Below are 24,248 nucleotides of genomic sequence, written 5' to 3'. Positions count from 1 at the left end.
ACTCCAATATGGCAGAAAACACCATTCGTGTTACGGACGTACTACGACGAGTTTTCGACCTGGACGCAGAGTGCGGTTACCACCCCGGAACGTCAGGCCCGAAGCTTGCGCGGGGAACAGTGCAACCAGCTGCGGCGTGACCGGTGATGGCCGCGGCTAGCGGACAGGCCGCACCACCATCGCCGAGCCGCCACCCCTGCGTACGGTCTCCGCGGCCGCCAGCCACTTGCCGTCCGGGAGGCGTTGGACACCGGTCGCCGCGCCGATCTCCGGGTTCTGGCGGAAGCCGTGGCCGATTCCTTCCAGCCGCGTCCTCAACGGGCTGTTCCACAGGCCCGGTTCGAGCTCGGTGGTCGTCTGGTTGCGCTGGCTGGCCCGCGGGGCGGCGATCGCGTCGACGAGCGGCAGCCCCCGGTCGAGGAAGCCAGTCAGCGTCTGCAGCACGGTCGTGACGATGGTCGCGCCACCGGGCGAGCCCAGCGCCACCACCGGCTTCGCGTGCCGGTCGAGCACGATCGTCGGCGAGATCGACGAGCGCGGACGCTTGCCGGGCCCGGGCAGGTTCGGGTCGTGCACGGCCGGGCTCGCCGGGGCGAAGGAGAAGTCGGTCAGTTCGTTGTTCAGGATGAACCCGCGGTCCGGGACGGTGATCCCGCTGCCGCCGGTCTGCTCGATGGTGAGCGTGTAGGCGACGACGTTGCCCCACTTGTCGGCGGCCGTCAGATGGGTCGTGTTCTCACCCTCGTACGTCGTCGGCGCGGCGGTGCCACCGGCCGCGCACGCCGCCGGGTCGCGCGGGTCGCCCGGCGCCAGCGGACTCGTGAGCACCGCGTCGTCCTTGATCAGGCACTCACGTGAATCGGCGAACCGTTGCGACAGCAGTTCCTTCGTCGGTACGTCCTCGAAGGCCGGGTCGCCCACCCAGCGCCCCCGGTCCGCGAAGGCGATCCGGCTCGCCTCGATGTAGCGGTGCAGGTACTGGACGTCAGAGGCCTTCGAGAGGTCGGTGTTCTCCAGGATGTTGAGCGCCTCACCGACCGTGGTCCCGCCGGAGGAGGAGGGCGCGATGGAGTAGACACCCAGACCGCGGTACGAGGTCTTCGTGGGCGCCTGCCGCTTCGCCCGGTACGTCGCCAGGTCCTTCAGCGTGAGGTCGCCCGGGCGGGCGTTGTATCCCGAAGCGGGGTCCACCGGCGGCTCGTTGACCGTGTCGACGATGTCCTCGGCGAGTTCGCCGCGGTACAGCGCGCCCACGCCCTTGCGGCCCAACTCCCGGTACGTACGCGCCAGATCGGGGTTCTTGAACGTCGAGCCGACCACCGGCAGCGAGCCGCCCGGCAGGAACAGCTCGGCCGTGTCGGGGAAGTTCCTGAACCGTGCCTCGTTGGACGCGGTCTGCGAGCGGAACGTGTCGTCGACGGTGAACCCGTCCCGCGCCAGCCGCTCGGCGGGCTTCAGCAGCGGCCCGAGCCGCTTGCTGCCCCAACTGTCCAGCGCGGTCTGCCAGGTGGCGGGCGTACCGGGTGTGCCCACGCCCAGGCCGCTGGTCACCGCGTCGGCGAACGGGATCGGCTGCCCGTTCTCCAGGAAGAGCCCCGAGTCGGCCGTCAGGGGCGCCGTCTCCCGGCCGTCGATCGTGTGCACCGTACGGGACCTGGCGTCGTAGTAGACGAAGTAGCCGCCTCCGCCGATGCCCGACGAGTACGGCTCGGTGACGCCGAGGGCCGCCGCCGTGGCGACGGCCGCGTCCACCGCGTTGCCGCCCTTGCGGAGGATCTCCACACCGGCGGCCGAGGCGTCCGCGTCGACGCTCGCGACGGCCCCGCCGTACCCGACGGCCACCGGCACCTTCTCCGCCGGGCCTGAACCGCCCGCGGCGGCCCCCGAGGAGGGCGGCGCCGCCCCCACCGACACCACAGCGGCCGACACCGCCAGCACAGCAAGTCTCCGCGCGACCGAGCGCCCCATCAGTACCTCCAGTCAGCGATTCTCTGCGCAGCGTAACTTCCTCGGCATGGCCGCGTCAGGCACCTCTCGAACACGGATGCGCTCGCCCGCTAACATGCGCGCCCATGAATGACGACGTGCGCAACATCGTCCTCGGAGTGATCGCGGCGGGCCTCAGCGCCTCGCTGGGCTGGCTCGCCCGGACCTACCTGTGGAAGCGCAAGCTCCGCCGCAAGCAGGCCTTCTTCGGGCTGCCCGACCACTCCGAGTCGCTGCTCGTGGTCAACCGCGACGCAGGCAGCCCCGATCTGGCCGTGCACCGCTACGACGTGTTCGCGCTCCTGGAGCTGGCCGCGCTGATCAAGGACTGCAACGCGCACGCCGACGTGATCACGCAGGACGCGGCACGGCAGGGCTTCGGTGAACGCACGGAGTTCTGTGTCGGCGGCCCCGGGTCCAACCGCCGCATGGCCGCCCATATGCAGGCCATGCTGCCGGGGGTGCGCGTGAACGTCGATCCGGAACCGGGTCCTGACCGCCTCGCGTTCCAGATAGGCACCGATCGCCACCGTATGCAGCCCGGGCTGGCCGAGTACGTACTGCTCGCGCGGCTCACTGCCGCGCAGCAGGGCCCGAGCAGGCCCGTGTTCCTCTTCTGCGGGCAGCGTGCGATCACCAACCAGGCGGCGACCCGTTATCTGGCCCGCAACCACGAGCGGCTGTACCGCAAGCACGGCGACAACTCCTTCGCGCTCCTGCTGAAGGTCGTGAACTCCCAGGCGTACGGGCCGGACGTCGTCGAGCTGGTCGCGGACGTCACCCGTGCCGCCCAGACTCCCCTGCCCGAGGGGGCCACCCGGACCACCCATCGGGCGTCCTAGGGACGAACCACTCATCGGGCGCTCCGGGACCTGTGGGGCCTGTGGAGCCTCGGAGCCTGTCGGAGCGTTCCCGCCCCTGGGGGCGAGCACAACCCGACCGGCGCAGCTGACCTTCTGCTCACCAGCGCCCGACCCGTGGTGCGTGTCGGTCCCGCTGCGTGAGCAGTGATCCCCGGCTGCCGCCGGACGGGCCATTGCCCCTCGCTACCGCGTGCCCGGCAGCAGCGTCCCTGGGTCGGCCGAGGCGCCTACGACAGCCTCTGTCACCGCGGGGATGAACGACAAAGCGTAGTCGAGACCCGGCGCGGCCCGTCCCCCGGCCCGCTCACCGACATGGCGGAGACCCGCACCGGCACCGGGACACGGAGCCGACTCGGGGGCGTGGACGGCTGGTTGGGCCCCACCGCGGGATCCTCGGTATCCACGAGATCCGTGGGGTCCATGGGATCCAGGGCGTACCCGTGCCGCACGAGCCGTACGGATCATGATCACGCTCCCCCGCTCAGTGTGTGAGGATCTTGGAGAGAAAATCCTTGGCACGGTGACTGCGTGGGTCGGTGAAGAACTCCTCGGGGGTGCGGTCCTCGACGATGCGGCCGTCGGCCATGAAGACGACCCGATTGGCCGCCGAACGCGCGAAGCCCATCTCGTGGGTGACGACGACCATCGTCATTCCGTCGCGCGCGAGCTGCTGCATGACCTCCAGAACCTCGTTGATCATCTCCGGGTCGAGCGCCGAGGTCGGCTCGTCGAACAGGAGGACCTTGGGATCCATCGCGAGGGCGCGGGCGATGGCCACGCGCTGCTGCTGACCGCCGGAGAGCTGCGCCGGGTACTTCGGCGCCTGCGAGACGAGTCCCACCCGGTCGAGGAGTTCGAGCGAGCGCTTGTCGGCCTGGGCCTTCTTCCGGCCGCGCACCTTCATCTGCGCCAGTGAGACGTTCTGCAGGACCGTCTTGTGCGCGAAGAGGTTGAAGGACTGGAAGACCATCCCGACCTCGGCGCGGAGTTTCGCGAGTTCCCTGCCCTCCTCCGCCAGCGGCTGTCCGTCCAGTCTGATCTCACCGGACCCGATGGGCTCCAGACGGTTGATCGCCCTGCAGAGGGTCGACTTGCCCGACCCCGAGGGGCCGATGACCACGACCACCTCCCCCTTGCCGACGGTGAGGTTGATGTCCTGGAGGACATGCAGCTCCCCGAAGTACTTGTTGACGTCACGCAGCTCGATCAACGGATCGACGGCCATGCTCAGCCCTACCCACTCTCAGCAGTGTCGCGATTGCGGCAAACTATCCAGACAAGAGTGGAGTTAATACACGACACGCACCTTTCGGGCATTAGCCGTATTTACTCCGCCGGTGCGGGCCAGGGCCTCACGTTTCCGCGACCTCGGCATACAGCTGCGAGAGTTCGGGGACTCCGCTGGCCGCCCACGCGTGACCCGATACGACCACGTCGATCTCCCGGCCCGACACGAGCCGCACCACCGGCCGGCCGTTGGGCCACACCTCCCAGAGCGCGCCGGGCACCGTACGGACGATGACCGTGCCGAGATAGAGGCCGGCGTCGTTGCCGAGCCAGGGCAGGCTCTCCTCGTCGTCGCGCCAGCGTGGCAGCAGTTGGTCGAGGGCCTCCAAGGAGGCGACCGTGTCGTCCAGTTCGATCCCCGCCTGGTGGGCCTGGGAGCGAAGCAGTTCACATTCGGAGAGCAGTTCGGCCACTCCCTCGTGGTCGCTCTCGCTGTCCGAGAAGACCGCGACCCCTTGGGCGGGGCCACGCTTCTTGCGCCAGTTGCCCAGGAAAGGGATGTTCATACACCCAGCCTTTCATCCGTATCACCCGCCGCACCACAGGGCGCGCGGAACGCCTGTTCCCAGGGAGTTCGCACGCAGTTCGCGCCTGCCTCATTGACGGGACCCTGCCGTCTCCTTAGCTTCACGGGGCACCCCCGAGCGGGAGGAGTCGGTGTGCGCCGACGAGTGTGGAGCACCACCGTTTCGCTGACCCTGCTGTCCGTGCTGACGGCCACGGTCCCGGCGACGGCCGCCGTCCCCGTGCCAGCCGCCGTCCCCGTGCCAGCCGCCGTCCCTGCGACGGCCGCGACAGCCGCGCCGCAGGTCAGGGAACGGCCGCTGTCCCTGGAGCGGCTCTTCGACAACACGGCCGTGAGCGACGACACGCGGCCCGCCGGGGCGGACTTCGACGGCTCGGGCCGTTCCCTGTCGGCGCAGGACCTGACCGCCGCCGGCTGGACACCGGGACGCGCGCTGACAGTCCAGGGCGCCCGGCTGACCTGGCCCCGCCGGACACCGGGCGAGCCCGACAACGTACGCGCCGACGGCCAGTCCGTACGGGTACGCGGCCACGGTGACGCCCTCGCCTTCCTGGTGGCGGGCACGGGCGGCGGCGAGGAGAGCGGCACGGGTGTGGTGCGCTACCTCGACGGGTCCAGCTCCTCGTACCGGCTGAGCGCGTCGGACTGGCGCGTCGGACCGCTCGCCACCAAGGCCGTGGCCCTCCCCCACGTCAACACCCCCGGGGGTCAACTCGCCGAGAAGGCACGGCTGTACGTGGTGACCGTGCCGCTCGCCCGAGGGCGCGCGGTGGACTCCGTCGAGCTGCCCGTCAACCGCGACCTGCATGTGTTCGCCCTGACCGTGCGCTCCGACAGCCCGGCCTGGACGGGCAGTTGGGCCGCGTCGACCTCCGGCCAGCCGGCTGTCGGACCCTGGACGGACCGGACACTGCGGCTGGTGGTGCACACCTCGGCGGGCGGACCACGGGTACGGATCCGGCTCGACAACACGTTCGCGTCCGCGCCCGTACGGATCGGCGGCGCGACGGTGGCGGTGCAGGCGTCCGGGGCGAGCCCGCGCGGCGCTCCCGTGCCGCTGTCCTTCGGGGGCTCCCCGGGCACCGGGATCCCCGCGGGGACGCAGGCGTTCAGCGATCCGCTGGGCTTCGACGTGCCCGCGAACAGCAATCTCCTGGTGAGCTTCCATCTGCCGGGAACGGTGACGGCGGCGCCCGTGCACAGCCTGGCCGTCCAGCGGTCGTACGTCAGCGAGCCCGGCGACCACGCCGGCGACACCGCGCCGGACGCGTACACCTCGACGATCCTCAACTGGCCGCTGCTGACGGGTGTCGACGTGGGTGCCGGGTCAGGTGCCGGGCGGGGCGGTGGGCCGGGGTCCGTCGTGGTGCTCGGTGACTCGATCACCGACGGCGAGAAGTCGACGCGGGACGCGAACCGGCGCTGGCCCGATCTGCTGGCCGACCGGCTCCAGGAGCAGAGTGCGGTGCCGCGCTACGGGGTGCTCAACCACGGCATCTCGGCGAACCGCGTGGTCACCGACCGGTACCCCGGAGACGGTGTCTCCACCGACACGGGCGGGGTGAGCGCGCTGCACCGCCTCGACCGGGACGTCCTCGCGCAGACGTCGGCGCGCACGGTCGTCGTCTTCCAGGGGATCAACGACGTCCGCTGGGGTGCGAGCGCGGAGGAGGTCGCGGCCGGGCTGCGGGAGATCGCCGAGCGGGCGCACGGGCGGGGGCTGCGGGTGCTGGCCGCGACGATCGTGCCGTGCGCGGGGGAAGCGCGGTGCACGGCCGCGGTCGACGCGGAGCGGACCGCGGTGAACCGGTGGATCCGGGCGGGGTCCGGGACCGTGTTCGACGGGGTGTTCGACTTCGACGCGGTGTTGCGGGATCCGGGGGATCCCGCGCGGATACTGCCTGTCTATGACAGTGGGGATCATCTGCATCCCGGCGACGCGGGGTTCGCTGCGCTGGCTGAGGCTGTGGATCTGGGGTTGCTGTAGGCGGGTGCGGTTTGGGGCAGGACAGGTCAGGACAGGGCAGGTCGCTGTCCGGCGGCGGGTCGGCTGTGGCTGAGGTGCGCAGTTCCCCGCGCCCCTAAAAGCGGCGGGTCGGCTGTGGCTGGGGTGCGCCGTTCCCCGCGCCCCTCAGGGGCGCGGGTGGTGGAGGTGGGCTATACGTCCAGGTCCACTACCACCGGGGCGTGGTCCGAGGCGCCCTTGCCCTTGCGTTCCTCTCGGTCCACGTAGGCGTCGGTGACCGCCTTCGCGAAGGGGGCGTTGCCGTAGACGAGGTCGATGCGCATGCCGCGGTTCTTGGGGAAGCCGAGCTGGCGGTAGTCCCAGTACGTGAACGGGTGGTCGTACTTCAGGGGGCGCGGGACCACATCCGAGAGGCCCGTCTCGCGCAGGGCGGTGAGGGCGGCGCGCTCGGGGGCCGTGACGTGGGTGGAGCCCTCGAAGACGGCCCGGTCGAAGACGTCGTCGTCCGTCGGAGCCACGTTGTAGTCGCCCATCACCGCGAACGGGCGGCTGCCGGCCGCGTCGCCCGCGACGGCCGCCTTCAGGGCCTCGAACCACTGCAGCTTGTACGCGTAGTGCGGGTGGTCCACCTCGCGGCCGTTCGGCACGTACACCGACCAGACGCGCAGCGGGCCACAGGTCGCGGAGACCGCGCGGGGCTCCTCGACGCCCTCGTAGCCGGGGTCGCCGGGCAGGCCCCGCACGATGTCCTCCAGACCCACCCGGGACACCACCGCCACGCCGTTCCACCGGCCCGTCGCGTTCACCGCCGACTCATAACCCAGCTCGCGCAGCTCCTCGGTGGGGAACTGCTCGGCGGTGGTCTTCGTCTCCTGGATGCACAGCACGTCCGTGCCGCTGCTCTCCAGCCAGGCCAGCAGCCTCGGGAGACGGGCGGTGATCGAGTTCACGTTCCAGGTGGCGATACGCATGCCTCACAACCTACCGGGCGGCACTGACAGCCGACGGCCGGCCGCTCAGAGGTCGGCGGTCTCGCCCGGCGCCAGCCGCAGGTGCTCGGAACCGCCCAGGGTGCCGATCTGCCGGTCGTAGGCGGGGCGCGCGAGGTCCGTGAGCAGGGCGTCGTGGATGTCGTACGCGCGCTGCGGCTTGACCTCGCGGACGTAGTCGATGACCTCGGAGATCTTGCTCCAGGGCGCCTGGACGGGGAGCAGCAGCGTCTCGACGGGGTGGTCGGGGAGGGTGAGGGCGTCGCCCGGGTGGAAGATGCGTCCGCCGTCGATGAGGTAGCCGACGTTCGTGATGCGCGGGATGTCCGGGTGGATCACGGCGTGCAGTTCGCCGTGGACCTGGACGTCGAAGCCCGCGGCGGTGAACGTGTCGCCGTGGCCGACGGTGTGCACCCGGCCCGGGAACGCGGCCGAGAGCTGGTCGGCGACCGACTTCAGCGTCCAGATCTCCGCCTGGGGGTTGGCCTCCAGACCGGCCCGCAGATGCCCTTCGCTGAAGTGGTCGGGGTGCTCGTGGGTGACGAGGATCGCGTCCGCGCCGAGGGCGGCGTCCTCCTCGCTGAAGACACCGGGATCGATGACGAGTACGCGGCCGTCCTTCTCCAGGCGGACGCAGGCATGCGACTTCTTTGTGAACTTCATGCCTTCCATCCTGCCTCCGCCCGTCGGCGCGGGCTCACCCGAGGGGGCCCTGTCCCGCCGCTCACTCCTGCGGGGTGGTCTCCTCGCGGATGACCTGCTGGGCCACCTTGAAGGCGCTGTTCGCGGCCGGTACGCCGCAGTAGACGGCCGCCTGGAGGAGTACTTCCTTGATCTCGACCGGGGTGAGCCCGTTGCGGAGGGCGGCCCGGGTGTGGAAGGCCAGCTCGTCGAGGTGGCCGCCCGCGACCAGGGCGGTGAGGGTGACACAGCTGCGCGAGCGCCGGTCGAGGCCCGGCCGGTCCCAGATCTCGCCCCACGCGTAGCGGGTGATGAACTCCTGGAAGTCCCCGGAGAACTCGTCGGCCTGGGCCAGCGCCCTGTCCACATGGGCGTCCCCGAGCACCTCACGGCGGACCTTGATGCCCGCGTCGTAGGGGTCGGCCCTGCCCGTCAGCGCCTCGGGCTGCTGCGGGGCGGGGGCTATCTCGGCGACGGGTGACGCCTGCTGCGGCACGGACAGCACCGGGCTCGCCTGCGGGACCACGACCGACATCTGGCCGGTGGACGAGTCGTAGGCGGGCTGCTGCCAGGCCGTGGAGAAGTGCCGTACGAGAAGGTCCGTGACGGCGGCGGGCTGCTCGACGGGGACCAGGTGGGAGGCGCCGGGGACGACCGCGAGGCGGGCGTCCGGTATTCCGGCGACCAGGGTGCGGGCTTCGGCGGGGCCGGTCACCTGGTCGTCCGAACCGACCAGGACGAGCGTGGGCACACCGATACGGCCGAGGTCGGCGCGGATGTCGAACGCGGCGAGCGCCTCGCAGGCGGCGATGTAGCAGCCCGGGTCGGTGGTGCGCACCATCTGCACGGCCCACTCGGTGATCGCGGGCTGCGCCGCGGCGAACCCGGTCGTGAACCAGCGCTCGGGGGACGACCGCGCGATGGGGTCGAGGCCGTTCGACCGGACGATCACTCCGCGCTGCCGGAACTCGTCGGCCGTGCCGAAGCGCGGGGAGGCCGCGATCAGGGTGAGCGAGGCGAGGCGCTCGGGGCGGCGCAGGGCCAGTTCGGCGCCGACGGCTCCGCCGAGCGCGCAGCCCGCGTAGCCGAACCGCTGGACGCCGAGCCCGTCGAGGGTGGCGAGCAGCCGTTCGGCGAGCTCGGTGACCGAACCGGTCGGGTGCGCGGGCGCGCCGCCGTGGCCGGGCAGGTCGAAGCGGAAGACCCGCCACTGCTTGGCCAGCTCCGGGACTTGCCGGTCCCACATGTGCCAGGTGGTGCCCAGTGAGGGACCCAAGATCAGGACAGGTGCGTCTTCCGGTCCGTCAAAGCGGTATTGAAGGGTGTTGGTCTGTGCGTCGCTCACCCGGCTCACGCTCCCACATCTCACGATTTCTCACGCACTTGGGTCGGATCCCCGTGCAAGCCGTCCCACGTTGTGGCAGCCTCGCGAAGATCCTCCGCACCGGCCTTCACATACCGCCGAGGGCCGGGTAACGCCGGACACGCCGCGCGTGCATCGTACAGAGGGACCCTAGGAGGCAGAGGGACCCTAGGAGGCTTCAGGGACCTCGCAGGATGTCTCCCAGTGGACCGTGCGGCCGCACCAGCGGTTCAGGAGTGTCCGGTCGTGGCCGACGGCCAGCAGGGCCGCGCCGGTGGTGGATCTGTAGGCCTCCACCACCGCGACCAGCGCGGCGCCGGTGGAGGCGTCGAGCATCGCGGTCATCTCGTCGCAGATCAGCCAGCGGGGGCGCAGGACGAGGGCGCGGGCCAGGCAGGCGCGTTGCAGTTGGCCGTCGCTGACCTCGTGCGGGCGGCGGGTCAGCAGGTCGGGGGTCAGTCCGACGGCCGACGCCAACTCCGTTACCCGGTCGGGTACTTCGCTCCGCCGGCCGGTGGCGTACAAGGGCTCGGCGATGAGGTGGGCGAGGCGCAGCCGGGGGTCGGCGGCGAGTCTGGGCTGCTGGAAGACGACGCCGAAGGCGGTGCGTTGTGCGCGTGCGGCGCGGTGGCGCCAGTGGCGTACGGGTTCGCCGTCGAGGAGCAGGGTTCCGGAGTCGGGGCGGTGCAGCAGCGCGGCGACGCGGGCGAGGGTGGATTTGCCGCAGCCGCTGGGGCCGAGGAGGCCGACGACTTCGCCGGGCCCGACGGTCAGGGAGAAGTCCCGCACCACGGGGGCGTGCCGTTCGTATCCGGCGGTGATGGCCCGCAGTTCAAGCATGGCTGTCCTCAGGTACGTACGGGTGGTGGCAGGCGACCGTGGCCGTCATCGGCGGCCGGGTGGCGCAGGTGGCGGCGGCCCGGTCGCAGCGGGCGGCGAAGGCGCAGCCGTCGGGGAGGTTCCCGAGTTCGGGGGGCATGCCGGGGATGGCGGTGAAGGCGCGGTCGGGCAGTGCCCGCAGGAGGCCTCGGCTGTAGGGGTGGCGGGGGCCGGGAGCGCCGAAGAACGCGTCGGCGTCGGTGAGTTCGACGACGCGGCCCGCGTACATGACGGCCACACGGTCGGCGACGCGCTCGGCCGCGGCCAGGTCGTGGGTGATGACCAGGAGGGCCCGGCCCGCGGTGTCCACATGACGGCGCAGTTCGTCGACCGTGTGGTCCACGAGGTCGCGGTCGAGTCCGGTGGTGGGTTCGTCGGCGAGGAGCAGCGGCGCGTCGCCGACGAGGGCGAGGGCGGTGGCGGCCCGCTGGGCGAGGCCGCCGGAGAGTTCGTGCGGGTGGCGGTCGAGGTGGTCCTCGGGGAACGCGGCGCGCCGGGCGGCCTGTTCGGCGGCGGAGCGCAGGGCCGCCCGGCCGCGGACGCCCGTCAACGCGGCGACGGTCTCCTCCAGTTGGGACCGGATGGTGCGGACGGGGGTCAGGTGGGCGGCCGGGCTCTGCGGTATGAGGCCGATACGGCGCCCGCGGACCGTACGGGCCAGGGTGCGCTCGTCGGCCGCGAGCAGGTCGAGGTCTCCGAGGCGGGCCTCGCCGGCGGTCTGGGCGTTGGCGGGGAGCAGGCCGAGGAGGGCGGAGACGAGGACGGACTTGCCGCAGCCGCTCTCGCCGATCAGGGCCAGGCACTCCCCCGCCGCCGCGTCGAAGTGCGCGTCGGTGACGGCGGCGACGCGGCGCCCGCCCGGCATGAGGAAGCGCACCGACAGGCCGCGCACGGACAGCACCGTCACAGCATCAGCTCCGATCGGCGGCGTGGGTTGATCCGCTCCCGCCAGGCTCCGGCGAGGCCGGCGACGGCGAGGGTGGGGACGATGAGGAACAGGCCGGGGAAGAGGGTCGGCCACCACTGTCCGGCGAGCAGCGAGCCGCGGGCGTTCTGGATGAGGTTGCCGAGGCTCGCCAGGTGGGACGGCAGGCCGAGTCCGAGGAAGGACAGGGCGGACTCGTGCCACATGGCGTGCGGCACCATCAGTACGGCGGCCAGCGCGGCCTGGGGCAGTACGGCGGGCAGCAGATGGCGTACCGCGATGCGCAGCCTCGACGCGCCGCCGGAGAGCGCCGCGTCGATGTAGGGGCGGGAGCGCAGGGACAGCACCTCGGCGCGGACGATCCGGGCGGTCGACAGCCAGTGGGTGAGGCCGACCGAGACCACCACCGGCCAGACGCCGGGGCGGAACATGGCGACGACGAAGATGCCGAGGAGCAGGTGCGGGACGGACGAGAAGGTGTCGATCAGCCGCATGATGCCCCGGTCGGCCCAGCCGCCCAGCGCTCCGGCCGTGGCGCCGACGGCCGTGCCGATCACGGTCGCCGTCAGGGCCGCGGTCACGCCGACGAGCAGGGAGACGCGCAGGCCGTGGACACAGCGCAGCAGCAGGTCGCGCCCCACGTCGTCGGTGCCGAACGGGTGCGCCCAGGACGGCGGTTGGAGCTTGGCGGCCAAGTCGACGGCCTGCTGGTCGAGTTGGACCAGCGGCGGGACGAGCAAAACCGCGAGGACCGTCGCGGCGACGATCGTCACGGAGGCGGCCACCCGGACGGTGCGGGCGGAGCGGCGGCGGGTGCCGCACGAGCGCCATTCGGTCTCGACTGCCGTGTCAGCCATGGGAGTCGGCTCCCTCGGTCGTGGGAGTCGGGGAGTCACATCTCACTGAGTTTCACCCTCGGGTCGAAGAGTCCGTAGAGCAGGTCCGCGAGCAGGTTCCCGGCGAGGACGGCGACGGCGGCCAGCGCGGTGAGGGCGGCGAGGAGCGGGAAGTCGACGGCGGTGGCCGCCTCCACCGTGGCCGCCGCGATACCGGGCCAGCTGAAGACGGTCTCCACCAGCAGGGCGCCGGTGATGAGTTCGGGCAGGCGGGAGCCGATCAGTGTGAGGACCGGGAGCAGTCCGGAGCGCAGGGCGTGGCCGAGCAGGACGGTGTGTTCGCTCAGCCCGCGGGCCCGGGCGCCGCGTACCGGGTCCTCCGTCAGGGCGTCGGCGACGCCCTGACGGACGTACAGGACGAACCACGGGAGCTGGGAGACCGCGAGGACGCCGGCGGGCAGCACGAGGTGGCTCACCACCTGGCCGGCGGTGACCTGTTCGGTCGCGGTGTCGGTCAGGCCGCCCGCCGGCAGGAGGTCCAGCCGGAGGGCGAACAGCCAGATGGCGAGCAGGGCGGTCCAGAACACCGGGGCGGCCGATAGGGCGTAGGCGAGCGAGGTGACCGTACGGTCGAGCCAACCGCCCTGGCGACGGGCGGCGAGCACCCCGAGCAGGGTGCCGCCGAGGACGGCCGCGGCGAACGCGACCGTGCACAGCAGCGTGGACCACAGCAGGCGTTCGCCGATCACCTCGGCCACCGGCTGGCGCATCACGCTGGACTGGCCGAGGTCGCCGGTGAGCGCGGAGGTCAGCCAGTCCCACCAGCGTTCGGCGAAGGGCCGGTCCACCCCGAGATTGGTGCGGAGCCGGTCCAGGGTCTCGCGGTCGGCGCCGAGGGCGGCGGTGCCCGCGTAGGCCCGTACCGGGTCGAAGGGGGAGGCGGCGGCGATCGCGAACATGCCGAAGGTGACGACCAGCAGGACCGGGGCGGCGAACAGGGACCGCCGCCCGGCGAGCCGGGCCATGGCGCCCCAGGGCGGTCGGCTCACTGCTCGGGCCGCCAGTCCTCGACGTTCCACCAGGGGCCGCTGGCGAATCCGTGCTCGTGCGGCTCCAGTTGGGTGGTCAGTCCCTGCCAGCGGTCGGCGAGGACGTAGACGTGGTCGATGTGGGTGAGGAAGGTGTAGCCGGGGTCCTTCACCAGCTCCCGCTGGATCGTGTCGTACGCCGCCTTGCGCGTCTGTTCGTCCTGGCTGCGGCGGCCGGCGTCGAGGGCCTTGTCCACGGCGGGGTTGTCGTAGTGGCCCATGTTGTTGAAGCCGTCTCCGGCGAGTGAGGAGTGCAGGAGCGTGTAGAGGCCGAAGTCGGGGTCGCCGGTGCTGCCGCCGCCTGCGAGGACCGCGTCGTCCTTCATCCGCGGTTCGATGACCTCCCAGGTGGCGCTCTCGGCCTTGACGTCGATACCGGCCTTCTTGGCATCGGAGGCGTACGCGAGGGCGTGGTCCTGGCGGACCTTGTCGCCGGAGGGGTAGAGGAGGGTGAAGGCGGCCCGTCGGCCGTTCCTGGCCCGGATGCCGTCCGCGCCTTCCCGCCAGCCGGCCCGGTCCAGGATGCGCTCGGCCCCGCTCAGGTCCTGGGGGTGTTCGATGCCCTTCGCGAACCACGGGTCGTCGACGGGCAGCGGTCCGTAGGCCGGGCGGCCCGCGCCGTCGAGGATGCCGGCCGTCATGGCCTCGCGGTCCACCGCGGCGTCCAGGGCCCGGCGGATCGCCCGGTCGCCGGTGACCTCGTTCCCCGTGGGGAGGGTGACCGTGCGGAAGTCGTAGGACCTGGCCTCGTAGGTCCTGAAGTCACGGGACTTCGTGCCGCTGTCGTTCCTGTGGGCGGCGGCGAGGTTGGGCGGCAGGACCGCGCCGTCCAGGTCGCCGGAGCGCAGCCGGGTGGCGCGTACGTCGTCGTCCTCGACGACGGCCATGGTGACCGTCCTCACCTTCGGGGCCCCGCCCCAGTACCGGGGGTTGGCCTTGAAGGTGAGCTTCTCGCCCTTGCTCCAGGCGGAGAGGACGTACGGGCCGGTGCCGACCGGCTCGGTGTTGAAGGAGCCGGTGTTGGGGTCCTGGCCGCCGGCCACGTGCTCGGGGACGACGGGCAGGACCGTGCGGCCGGCGAAGGGCGCGTAGGGGTACTTGAGCGTGAAGACGACCTTGCCGTCACCGTCGGCCCGCACCTCCTCGACGGCGTCGAGTTCGCTGCGGGAGGTGTTGTTGGTCTTCTCGTCGAGGACGGTCTCGTAGGTGAAGACCACGTCGGCGGCGGTGAGCGGCTCGCCGTCGCTGAACTCGACCCCGTCGCGCAGGGTGTAGGTGTAGGTCAGGCCGTTGTCGCCCACCGTGGGCAGTGCCTTCGCCAGCGCGGGCACGAGCTTCAGGTCGGCGTCCCGGGCGAGCAGCCCGTCGAAGATCTTGGAGTTGCCGTCCTTGCCGTAGCCGAGCAGGGGGCTGAGGGTGTCCGGCTCCGAGGCCACCCCGATCACCACCGAGTCGGCGGACCCGCCGTCGCCGGGCCCGCCACCGGGCGCCGAGCACGCGGCGGCCCCGCAGGTCATCGCCGCGGCGACGACTGTGCCGCGTATCCATCGGGTCGTCATGAACCCACCCCTTGTTGCAGTCAGAATGCTCTTGCGCATCACATGCAACTGGGGGATACCCAGGACGATCGCACATCAGTCCACGACCTGCGCCGCCGGTGGCGTTCGCTCCACCGGCGGCGCAGGTGCACGCGGGGCCGCTTTTCACGTCGTGTCTCGTACGCGCCCGCACGGGGCGCGGGTCACACGGCCCGGACCGGGTGACGGACGACCGCGTCGAAGAGATAGCCCTGCGTGTTGTGGACGGTGGTCTCCGGCTGGGTGCGGCCCGTGGTGTCCGTCGCGCGGGCCAGGAGCGTGTACGCGCCCGGGGCCGCCGGACGCCAGTCGGCGGACCAGCGGACCCAGTCGGCGCGGCGCGGGGCGTCGTGCAGGCGGGCGCGCCGCCAGCTCGCACCGCCGTCGGTGCTCACGTCGACGCGCGCCACCTCGCCCGCGCCCGACCACGAGCGGCCGGTGAGACGGTGCTCGGCGGCGGCCTCCAGGCTCGCGTTCCACGGGAGTTCGAAGGCGGACTTGAGGGTCTGACGGGTGAGCGGCGCACTGCCTCCCGCCGGGTAGGCGTCGCCGAACAGCCGGTAGAAGTCGGTGTTCCACGGGGAGTACAGCGGCTGGGCGGATACCTCGATGTCGCCGACCCACTTGATCGACGCGATCCCGACCCAGGACGGCACGAGGACCCGCACGGGGCCGCCGTGGTCCGGCGGGAGCGGCTCACCGTTCATCTCGTACGCGAGCAGCACGTCGTCCAGGGCCTTCGACACGGGCAGCGGGCGGCGGACCCGGCCGAGGTTCGTACCGTCCGCCGTGACGTAGTCGGCGTCCAGGCCGCGCGGCAGGACGTCCACGGCGCCGCGGCTCAGCCCGGCGCGGCGCAGCACCTCGCCGAGCCGTACCCCGCGCCAGCGGGCCGCGCCGATCGCTCCCAGGGTCCACGCCGTGCCGGACACGGTCTGGCCCTGCTGGGTCGTGAAGAAGCTGCGGCCGTTGCCCGCGCACTCCACGAACGCGCTGCGGGTGGTGGCGGGCAGCCGCTTCAGGTCGTCGAGCGTGAACGCGGCGCCGCCGCCGGCCAGTCCGTCTCCCCAGACGGTGACGCTCCAGGTGTTCGCGTCCAGGACGGGGGTGGCGGTGTGGTTGCGGACGAAGAAGCGGTCCGTGGGGGTGTGGTGGCCGGTGCCCGCCAGTGCCTCGAACCTGGTCTCGGCGTTCGTACCGCGGGAGACGAACCAGTCGTCGGGGAGGGGCTTGACTATCCCGGGGACGGCGGCGGCCGAAGCGCTGCCGGTGGCTCCGGCGGCGGAACCGGCAGCGGAACCGGCGGTGGTTCCGGAAGCGGCGAGGGCCGGTGCGGCGAAAGCGGTGGTGGCCGCGGTGGCCGCGGTGGTGAGTCCGGCGGCGGCCAGCAGCCGGAGCATGTCGCGCCGCTCGATACCGTCGGCCCGGGCTTCGCCCGCCAGCCACTGACGGAGTCTGCGCCGGTCGTAGACGGCCTCTTCGTGCGATGCGGATTCGGTACGGGCCATGGGTGGGCTCCTGCCTCTCGGGGGTTCACGAGCGTGCGTACGGAGGAAGTGGGCGGGGCGGGGTGCGGATACGGGTCCGGTGCGACGACGGGTCCGGAACCGGTCCGGGTACGGCAAGGCACGCCGGGACCCGGGGGTGCCTGGAGGGTGCGTCGAAGTGGTGCGTCGGGGTGGTGCGGCCGGGTGCCGTGACGAGCTCGGCGGAGGTTCGCCGACGGTCAGCGCGCCGGGGCCACGGGTTCGGTGAGGATCAACAACAGCCGTGCGGCGTACGCACACGGAACCGCGGGGCGGGGCGGCATCGGCTGAGGATCATGGGCGCCATGGTACGAGCCCGCGCGCCGACTCGCCGGTGATTCGCGGGAGTCGGGGCGCGCTCAGACGTCGGTCGGCGATCCCAGGCCGGTGAGGGCGCCGACCGGATCCAGGTCGGGGGTGCCGCGGGGCCACCAGTCGTCATGGCCCGGTTCCGACTCGTACGCGTACCAGAGGCCGTCGTGGCCCAGGCGGAGCTGTATGTGGCCGTGCGGGTGGGTGAGGTGGTTGTGCCAGGGCCGGAAGGCGGGGAAGTCGGCCGCGAGGAGGAGCGGGCGGGCCCGGTCGAAACGGCCCGCCGGAGGGTCCCATGCCTCTTCGAGGACGGCGAGCCCTTCGAGCCCGCCCTGGCGCCACGCGGCGACCGCGCGGGCCAGGTCTCCCGGGGTGCGGCGCGCGGCGGTGGCCAGGCCCGCGTAGAGGGCGCGGGTGGTGGCGGTGAGGCCGGAACCCGGGCGGGTGGCGGCGAGCCGGACGGCATCCTGCCAGAGCGTCAGACCGCCGAGGGGGTCGCGGCCGGTGGTGAGCAGGGCGTGCGCGCGGGCGGCGGCGTCGGTGGCCAACTGGTCCAGCGCGAACGGGTCGGGGCCGCCGGGCGACGCCGGGTAGGCCGGGGGCTGCTGCGGATGCGCGGGCGGCGGCAGCGGGGCCGGCAGCGGCGCCCGTACGCGGCGCTCGACCGCCTCGCGCGCCAGGACTCCGGGCAGCGCCGGTTCCTCGGCGGCGCGGGCCGAGCGGGCGGCCAGGGTGGCGTTGCGCCGGGACAGTTCGTCCAGCAGTTCGCGCTCGCCCCGGCCGCGCATCAGGAGGAGGACGAACGGGTCCTCGTCCAGCAGTCGCGCGGTCTGATAGCAGAGGGCTGCCGCGTGTTTGCAGGGGTGGCCGGAGTCGGGGCAACTGCAGCGCGGGACGAGGTCGCCGGGGCCGGGGAGCAGTTCCACCCCGCTGTCGGCGAGGGCCTGGGGCAGTTCCTTGTCGAGCAACGCGGCGATGTGGGCCGGGCGTTCGGCGGCGGCGTCGAGAAAGCGTTCCCAGTCGTCGTCCGAGAGCGTACGCATCCTGATCTGTACGCGGTACGGCCGCGGGCGGCTCCCGTGGACGTAGGCGAGCACGAGCCCCGGCGTGACCGTGACGGCGTCGACGTGTCCCTGCCCCGCGTACGCCTTGCCCCGTCCGAGCCGTGCCGCGTCGAGCGCCATCTCCTCCAGCGCGGCGACCCACGCGTTCCCCCACCACGTCTCGGCGAACCCGCCCTCGCGCCGCACCCGCGCCGGCGGCGGAAACGTACGCCGCAGCTCACCGTCCCGAGCGGGAGCGCCCATGGAACGACCGGCCCCCGGGGCGCTGCGCTGTGCGGGGGCCGGAGCGGGGGCGGGGGCGGGGGCTGAGGAGCGGCCGGCAGCGGGGACGGCACCCGGGTCGGGGGAGGTGTCGAAAGTGGCGTGGGGGCCGGGGGCGGCGTAGGGGCCGGGGGCGACCTCGGCGTGCGGGATGCGGTCGCCGCCGGGCCCGGCGGCGGCTGAGGCGGGGAGACCGGTCCCCGCGTCGGCGGCACCGGCTTCCCTGCCGGCGGCAGCTTTACTGCCGGCGCCCGCACCCGCGCCGGTACCCGCGCTTGTGCCGGTGTCCGTACCGGTGTCGCTGCCCGTACTTGTGCCGGTGCCCGTGCTCGTGCCGGGGGCTGTGCCGCTGCCCGCGCTCGTGCCAGTACCGGTGCCGGTGGTCGCGCTTGTGGCGGTATCCGTATCGGTGCCGGTACCTGTACCGGTGCCGGTGGTCGCGCTTGTGCCGGTATCCGTACCGGTACCGCTGCCCGCGCGCATGCCGGTGTCCGTGCCCGAATGCGGCGCCGGGCTCGTGGTGCTCGGCTCAGGGTCGGATTCGTCCGCCCGCTCTTCCCTCTCCAGTCGGGACGACAGGTCGAGCGTGTTGCCCAGCAGTGCGGCCAGCTCCCGGACCTGGGCCGCCGCCTCGCGGCCCGGCGCGGCGGAACGAGCGCGAGCACCGGGGGCCGCGGACTCGGCGCCCCCGCGCCGCTTCCTGGCGGCCCCGACTCCCCTGCCCTGCGCGGCGGTTCGCTCCCTCTCCGCCTTCTCCGCCTTCTCCGCCTGGCTGCGTGCGGCTCGCAGGGCCTCTCGGGCCACGTCGCCGGGGCGCGCGGGGCCGGAGGAAGCGCCGGGCCGGTCGCGCACCGGCGGCTCGGGGGCCGCGTCCGCCTCATCGGGCCGACTGTCCGCCGACGTCGGCTCCTGCGCCTGCGCCTGCGCCTGCGCCGACGGTACGGGGGCCGCGTCGGGCGGTCCCGCCACCGTCGCGTCGGCGGCCGGAGCCGGGTTCTCCTGCACGGGCTTCTCGGCGGCGGCCCGTCGCAGTGCCTCGCGCGCGATGTCCCCAGGCCGGGGTCCGGATGTCGGCCGGGGTCCGGACGCCGTGGGCCCCTCGGTGGCTCCCCGCCTCGGTTCGCCAGCCGCCGTGGAGGGCGCGACCGGCTCGTCGGAGCGCGGCTTGGCCGACTCGGCACCCGGGGTGCCCGCGTCCCCGCGCCGCGCGGCCCGCAGCGCGCGCCGGGCGGCGTCGGCGGGCCGCTCCTCGCCGGTCGGGGGACGCTCGTCCGCCGTACCCGGCTGATCCGTCGGAGACATCACGTGGACCTCCGCAGGGAGACCAGGTCGGACAGGTCGCGGTCGGTCAGCTCCGTCAGGGACGCCTCGCCGGAGCCGAGGATCGCGTCCGCCAGGGCCCGCTTGGAGGCGAGCATGTCGGCGATACGGTCCTCGACGGTGCCCTCGGTGATGAGGCGGTGCACCTGGACGGGCTGGGTCTGGCCGATGCGGTAGGCGCGGTCGGTGGCCTGTTCCTCGACGGCCGGGTTCCACCAGCGGTCGAAGTGGACGACGTGGCCCGCGCGGGTGAGGTTGAGACCGGTGCCGGCCGCCTTCAGGGACAGGATCAGGATGGGCGTCGCCCCGCTCTGGAACCGGTCCACCATGTGTTCGCGCTCCGGCACCGGCGTGCCCCCGTGGAGCAGTTCGACGGGGACCGCGCGCGCCGTGAGGTGGTTCGTGATGAGCCGGGCCATCCCCACGTACTGGGTGAAGACGAGCGCCGAGCCGTCCTCGGCGAGCAACGTGTCCAACAGCTCGTCGAGCAGGGCCAGTTTGCCGGAACGGGCGGCCTGCCGAGCCGCTCCCGAGCCGCTGGGGAGTCCGTCCGGCTCCTCCTTCAGATACAGCGCCGGGTGGTCGCAGATCTGCTTGAGCGCGGTGAGGAGCTTGAGGACGAGGCCTCGTCGGGCGATGCCCTGCGTGGTCTCGATGGCGAGCATCGACTCGCGGACCACGGCCTCGTACAGGGAGGCCTGTTCGCGGCTGAGGGGGACGGGGTGGTCCGTCTCCGTCTTGGGAGGGAGTTCGGGCACGATCCCCGGGTCGGACTTCTTGCGCCGGAGGAGGAAGGGCCGGATCAGCCGGGCGAGGCGGGCCACGGCCTCCTCGTCCTCGCCGTTCTCCACGGCGCGCGCGTGCCGGGCGCGGAACGACTTCAGCGGGCCGAGGAGCCCCGGGGTCGTCCAGTCGAGCAGGGCCCACAGCTCGGAGAGGTTGTTCTCCACCGGGGTGCCGCTCAGGGCGACCCTGGCCGGTGCGGAGATCGTCCGCAGGGCCTTGGCCGTCGCCGAGTACGGGTTCTTGACGTGCTGGGCCTCGTCCGCGACGACCATGCCCCAGGTCTGCTGGGCCAGCAGCGGTGCCGTCGACCGCATCGTCCCGTAGGTGGTCAGGACGAAGCCGCCCGCCGTGTCCGCCAGCGAACGGTCAGGTCCGTGGAAGCGGCGCACAGGCACGCCGGGGGCGAACCGCTCGATCTCCCGCTGCCAGTTGCCGAGCAGCGAGGCGGGGCAGATCACGAGGGTCGGCTCGGTGCGTGCGCGCTTCAGATGGAGGGCGATGACGGTGATGGTCTTGCCGAGTCCCATGTCGTCGGCGAGGCAGCCGCCCAGACCGAGCGAGGTCATGAGGTCGAGCCAGGCCAGTCCGCGCAGTTGGTAGTCCCGAAGGGTCGCCTTCAGGCCGGGGGGCGGTTCGGCGGGCCGCAGTCCGGCCGTCAGGCGGTCGCGCAGCGCGGCGAGCGCTCCGACGGGCACCGCTTCGACGCTCTCCCCGTCGACCTCCACGCTGCCGCTGAGCGCCGCGGAGAGGGCGTCGACCGGGTCGAGCAGGCCCAGTTCGCGTTTGCGGGCCTTGCGGACCAGCGCCGGGTCGACGAGCACCCACTGGTCCCGGAGCCGGACGACGGGGCGGTGTGCTTCGGCGAGGGCGTCCATCTCCGCCTCGCTGAGCGGGTCGCCGCCCAGGGCCAGCTGCCAGCGGAACTGGAGCAGCTCCTCGCTCTCGAAGAAGCCCGTCCCGTCCGTGGCCGAGCCGGGCGCGGGCCGCACGACCGCGGCGGCGCTCAGGTCCTGGGCGAGGTCGCGCGGCCAGTGCACGGCGACCCCGGCCGCGCCGAGGCGGGTGGCCGCCACCCCGAGCAGGTCCGACAGCTCGTCCTCGGACAGGGCCAGTACGTCGGGCACGTCCTGCGCGGACAGCCGGTCCAGGGGCGGCCAGACGCGGGCCGCGCGGCGCACGGCCAGTGCGGCGTCGACCTGGGCGCGCGGTCCGAATCCGTCGGCGGCGGTACCCGCCCACAGGGCCGCCGCGTCGACCACGAGGGTGGGGTCGGCGAGGCTGTGCACCTGGACGACGGCGGCGCCCGCCCGCCGCGCGTCCTCGCTGTCGTCGAACAGCTCGTACGCGGACAGGTCCAGGCGCAGGGAGATCCGTACCCCCGCGTCCATGCCGGCGGCGACCTCCGCCGCCCAGTCCTCGGCGCCCCGCAGGCGCTGGGCTCCGCTCGCGGCGAAGGGCAGCCCGGCGGCGTAGGGAGCGGCCGGGGTGCGGGGCAGGGCGTCGGCGACCGCGTCCAGGAAGGCACGGGTCAGGGCTTCCGGCTCGGGCAGCCTGAGCGGGCCGCGGCCCGGCAGGGGGACGGCGTGTCCCTCGTACGGAAGGGCCGCGGCGATCGCCCTGAGGTGGGCGATGTCGTCCGGGTCCAGGGGGCCGGCACGCCAGGCGTCGAATCCGTCGGGTGTCAGGCCGGGCAGCAGCCGGCCGCGCGCGACGAGCCGCAGCGCGTGCAGGGCGGCGGCTCCCCAGCAGGCCGTGGCGGGATGGGTGGCGGGGTCGTGCCGGGCCCGCACCAGCAGCGGCAGGGCGTCGGTGACGGGCAGCGTCAGCGCGGGCACCGACACCCGGCGTACCCCCGTCCCGTGCCGTCGTACGACCGTGATCTCGGTGTCCGGCGCTGGGACCGGGATCTCGCCGTCCGGGTCCCAGAAGGCCATCCGTCCGCCGCGGGGCAGCGCGGCGGGCAGGAACACGGCGGCCAGCCGCACGGACACCTCGGGCGCGGTGTCCGTATCGGTATGAGTGCCGGAGTCGGCACGCGTCTCCCCCACGATCATGCTCCCGGCCACCTCCCTCGCCACCCCGACGCCATTGACGGATCGATCGTCTTCGACTCTACGGGCCGGGTCTGACAACGCGGTCCGGCGACGGGGCGGGGCGGGGCGGCCAGGCGGGGTCAGGGCTGGTCAGGGCGTCGTTCTGGAGACCACGTAGACCATGGGATGGCCGGGCTTCGCCCAGTCCACGACGATGTGATGCGTGGGCGTCGGGTTCTTCCGCTCGTGGTTCAGGCCCGACCAGGGGCCGGGGCCGGTGAACTCCCAGCCTACGACCCGCCGGTCGCGTGCGCTGATGACGATGTCGTCCTTCTCCAGGGCGTCGAGGCTGGTCCCGATGGTCTTGAGGAACTTCTCCAGGCCCTCGTCGCTGGTGAGGAACTGGACGTAGAGCCGGCTGGTCTTCCAGTTGTTCGTCTCGTAGTACGCGACCTCGGCCGAGTAGCCCGGGATGGGCACCTGGTACAGGCGGCGCTGGACGCGGGAGGGCCAGCCCGGGGTGAGCCCGGTCGCCGAGTACTTCGCCTCCTTGTCCTTGCCGCTGTCCCGGCTCTGGTTGGCGGAGATCACCAGATAGCCGGCCGGGACTCCGATGAGCAGCACGATGATCAGCAGGGTCAGCGCGCGGCGGCGGATCCGGTGGCCCCGGTTCTCGGGCGGACGGGGCGGCTCGTCCGGGGGCGAGGCCTGGCGCGGCAGTGAGGCCGTCACAGCGTCTCCTGTGCCTCGCGGCGCGACTCGGCGTACCGCTCGTAGCGCTCGTACCGTTCGACGCGGCGCCGGTTGGCGCGGCGGAAGCGGCGGGCCACCAGCCGGGCGAGGTCCGCGGCGCCGACCATGCCGGCCTCGGGGCCGAGCTGGGCGCGGGCGATGCGGGCCTCGGGGCGGTAGCCGCGGCCGGTCAGCTGGCGTCGGAAGGCGTCGCGCGCGGGGCCGATCAGGAGGTCGTCGGCCGCGCTGACGCCGCCGCCGATGACGAAGCAGGAGGGGTCGAGTGCGGCCGCGAGGTTCGCGATGCCGACGCCGAGCCACTGGCCGATGTCCTGGAGCAGTTCGATGCACATCGCGTCGCCCTCACGGGCCAGCTCGGTGATCATCGGGCCGGTGATCTCGGCGATGTTGCCCTTGACGTGCTCGATGATCCCGTAGGCCACCGGGGAGTCGGCGGCGGCGAGTTCGCGGGCCTCGCGGACCAGGGCGTTGCCTGAGCTGTACTGCTCCCAGCAGCCGCGGTTGCCGCACGGGCAGCGGTGGCCGCCGGGCACGACCTGCATATGGCCGAACTCGCCCGCCACACCGAACTTGCCGCGCTTGACCTGCCCGTCCTCCAGGATGGCGCCACCGATACCGGTGCCGAGCGTGATCATGACGAGGTGGTCCTCGCCGCGGCCCGCGCCGAAGCGCCACTCCGCCCAGGCGGCGGTGTTGGCGTCGTTGTCGACCAGTACCGGGACGGCGAGGCGTCCGGCGATACGGTCCCTGAGGGGTTCGTTGCGCCACGACAGGTGGGGGGCGAACAGGACGCGGTTGCGGTCCGCGTCGACCCAGCCGGCCGCGCCGATGCCCACCGCGTGCACGTCGTGCCGGTCGGAGAGGTCCAGCACCAGTTCGACGATGGTGTCCTCGACGACCCTGGGGCTCTTGGACTTGTCGGGGGTCTCGGTGCGGACCTTCTCCAGGATGTTGCCATCCGCGTCCACGACGCCCGCCATCACCTTCGTACCGCCGATGTCGATGCCGACGGTGGGGACGCGCGGTGCCGTCAGGTGGGAGCGGCGCTCGCGTGTGCCCACGGTGCGCAGGGCGGTGGCACGGCGGGAGCCGATGGGGGCGCCCGCGGCTCTGGCGGAGCCGAGCGCCCTGGGCAGGGCGAGGTCGCGGTAGGTGCTCATCGCGCCGATTCTGCCCCACGTGGGGGTTTGGCCGCACGGCGGCGTCCCTCGCCGCGCTCCGGGTCGC

General features: G+C 72.9%; 18 protein-coding genes. 2 read left to right on the top strand and 16 right to left on the bottom strand.

The window, feature by feature from the left end; all coding sequences use genetic code 11:
- Positions 1 to 156 precede the first annotated feature (156 nt).
- Positions 157 to 1,968 carry a gamma-glutamyltransferase gene (ggt, locus tag IE278_RS10320; protein ID WP_189770957.1) on the bottom strand — a complete coding sequence of 604 codons (1,812 nt, stop codon included), beginning with the start codon at positions 1,966 to 1,968 and terminating at the stop codon, positions 157 to 159.
- A gap of 104 nt (positions 1,969 to 2,072) precedes the next feature.
- On the opposite strand from ggt, the gene IE278_RS10315 reads away from it, so the two are divergent.
- On the top strand, positions 2,073 to 2,828 hold the full coding sequence (locus IE278_RS10315) for a hypothetical protein (RefSeq protein WP_189770956.1): 756 nt from the start codon (positions 2,073 to 2,075) through the stop codon (positions 2,826 to 2,828).
- Between the two features lie 502 nt (positions 2,829 to 3,330).
- Here IE278_RS10315 and IE278_RS10310 read toward each other — a convergent pair.
- Both IE278_RS10310 and IE278_RS10305 read right to left on the bottom strand, forming a co-directional pair.
- Complete coding sequence (locus tag IE278_RS10310; protein ID WP_189770954.1) at positions 3,331 to 4,074, bottom strand: amino acid ABC transporter ATP-binding protein; 744 nt, start codon at positions 4,072 to 4,074, stop codon at positions 3,331 to 3,333.
- 127 nt (positions 4,075 to 4,201) lie between these two features.
- A complete protein-coding gene (locus IE278_RS10305; protein ID WP_189770952.1) occupies positions 4,202 to 4,642 on the bottom strand; it encodes a DUF6278 family protein in 441 nt (146 codons plus the stop codon).
- Between the two features lie 153 nt (positions 4,643 to 4,795).
- On the opposite strand from IE278_RS10305, the gene IE278_RS10300 reads away from it, so the two are divergent.
- Positions 4,796 to 6,649, top strand: a complete 1,854-nt coding sequence (locus tag IE278_RS10300; RefSeq protein WP_189770950.1) for an SGNH/GDSL hydrolase family protein — start codon at positions 4,796 to 4,798, stop codon at positions 6,647 to 6,649.
- 170 nt (positions 6,650 to 6,819) lie between these two features.
- On the opposite strand, the gene IE278_RS10295 is transcribed toward IE278_RS10300, so the two are convergent.
- From IE278_RS10295 to IE278_RS10235, 13 genes are all read right to left on the bottom strand, one after another.
- Positions 6,820 to 7,599: an exodeoxyribonuclease III gene (locus IE278_RS10295; RefSeq protein WP_189770948.1), complete on the bottom strand. Its 780-nt coding sequence runs from the start codon at positions 7,597 to 7,599 to the stop codon at positions 6,820 to 6,822.
- A gap of 45 nt (positions 7,600 to 7,644) precedes the next feature.
- Positions 7,645 to 8,280, bottom strand: a complete 636-nt coding sequence (locus IE278_RS10290) for an MBL fold metallo-hydrolase (RefSeq protein WP_189770947.1) — start codon at positions 8,278 to 8,280, stop codon at positions 7,645 to 7,647.
- 61 nt (positions 8,281 to 8,341) lie between these two features.
- On the bottom strand, positions 8,342 to 9,643 hold the full coding sequence (gene pcaDC, locus IE278_RS10285) for a bifunctional 3-oxoadipate enol-lactonase/4-carboxymuconolactone decarboxylase PcaDC (RefSeq protein ID WP_189770946.1): 1,302 nt from the start codon (positions 9,641 to 9,643) through the stop codon (positions 8,342 to 8,344).
- 186 nt (positions 9,644 to 9,829) lie between these two features.
- Positions 9,830 to 10,501 carry an ABC transporter ATP-binding protein gene (locus tag IE278_RS10280; RefSeq protein WP_189770945.1) on the bottom strand — a complete coding sequence of 224 codons (672 nt, stop codon included), beginning with the start codon at positions 10,499 to 10,501 and terminating at the stop codon, positions 9,830 to 9,832.
- Positions 10,494 to 11,405 carry an ABC transporter ATP-binding protein gene (locus tag IE278_RS10275; protein ID WP_189771018.1) on the bottom strand — a complete coding sequence of 304 codons (912 nt, stop codon included), beginning with the start codon at positions 11,403 to 11,405 and terminating at the stop codon, positions 10,494 to 10,496. The genes IE278_RS10280 and IE278_RS10275 overlap by 8 nt, the downstream gene beginning before the upstream one ends.
- A 38-nt stretch (positions 11,406 to 11,443) precedes the next feature.
- On the bottom strand, positions 11,444 to 12,322 hold the full coding sequence (locus IE278_RS10270) for an ABC transporter permease (RefSeq protein ID WP_189770944.1): 879 nt from the start codon (positions 12,320 to 12,322) through the stop codon (positions 11,444 to 11,446).
- A 35-nt stretch (positions 12,323 to 12,357) separates the two neighbouring features.
- On the bottom strand, positions 12,358 to 13,326 hold the full coding sequence (locus tag IE278_RS10265; protein WP_189771017.1) for an ABC transporter permease: 969 nt from the start codon (positions 13,324 to 13,326) through the stop codon (positions 12,358 to 12,360).
- A gap of 20 nt (positions 13,327 to 13,346) precedes the next feature.
- Positions 13,347 to 14,948 carry an ABC transporter substrate-binding protein gene (locus IE278_RS10260; RefSeq protein ID WP_189770942.1) on the bottom strand — a complete coding sequence of 534 codons (1,602 nt, stop codon included), beginning with the start codon at positions 14,946 to 14,948 and terminating at the stop codon, positions 13,347 to 13,349.
- Positions 14,949 to 15,130: 182 nt separating this feature from the next.
- Positions 15,131 to 16,474, bottom strand: coding sequence for a sulfite oxidase (locus IE278_RS10255; RefSeq protein ID WP_189770940.1), 1,344 nt, complete (start codon positions 16,472 to 16,474; stop codon positions 15,131 to 15,133).
- Positions 16,475 to 16,851: 377 nt separating this feature from the next.
- On the bottom strand, positions 16,852 to 19,431 hold the full coding sequence (locus tag IE278_RS10250; RefSeq protein ID WP_246570225.1) for an SWIM zinc finger family protein: 2,580 nt from the start codon (positions 19,429 to 19,431) through the stop codon (positions 16,852 to 16,854).
- On the bottom strand, positions 19,431 to 22,289 hold the full coding sequence (locus tag IE278_RS10245; protein ID WP_189770938.1) for an SCO1167/SCO6262 family helicase: 2,859 nt from the start codon (positions 22,287 to 22,289) through the stop codon (positions 19,431 to 19,433). Before IE278_RS10245 ends, IE278_RS10250 begins: the two co-directional genes overlap by 1 nt.
- Positions 22,290 to 22,418: 129 nt before the next feature.
- Positions 22,419 to 23,000 (bottom strand): sugar kinase, encoded by a 582-nt coding sequence (locus IE278_RS10240; protein ID WP_189770936.1) that lies wholly within the window; start codon positions 22,998 to 23,000, stop codon positions 22,419 to 22,421.
- Positions 22,997 to 24,181, bottom strand: a complete 1,185-nt coding sequence (locus IE278_RS10235) for an ROK family glucokinase (RefSeq protein WP_189770934.1) — start codon at positions 24,179 to 24,181, stop codon at positions 22,997 to 22,999. Before IE278_RS10235 ends, IE278_RS10240 begins: the two co-directional genes overlap by 4 nt.
- Positions 24,182 to 24,248: the final 67 nt, after the last annotated feature.

This window comes from Streptomyces tauricus (assembly GCF_014650955.1).
Classification (GTDB): Bacteria; Actinomycetota; Actinomycetes; order Streptomycetales; family Streptomycetaceae; genus Streptomyces; species Streptomyces tauricus.
This window is presented reverse-complemented; position numbering and strand designations above follow the sequence as displayed.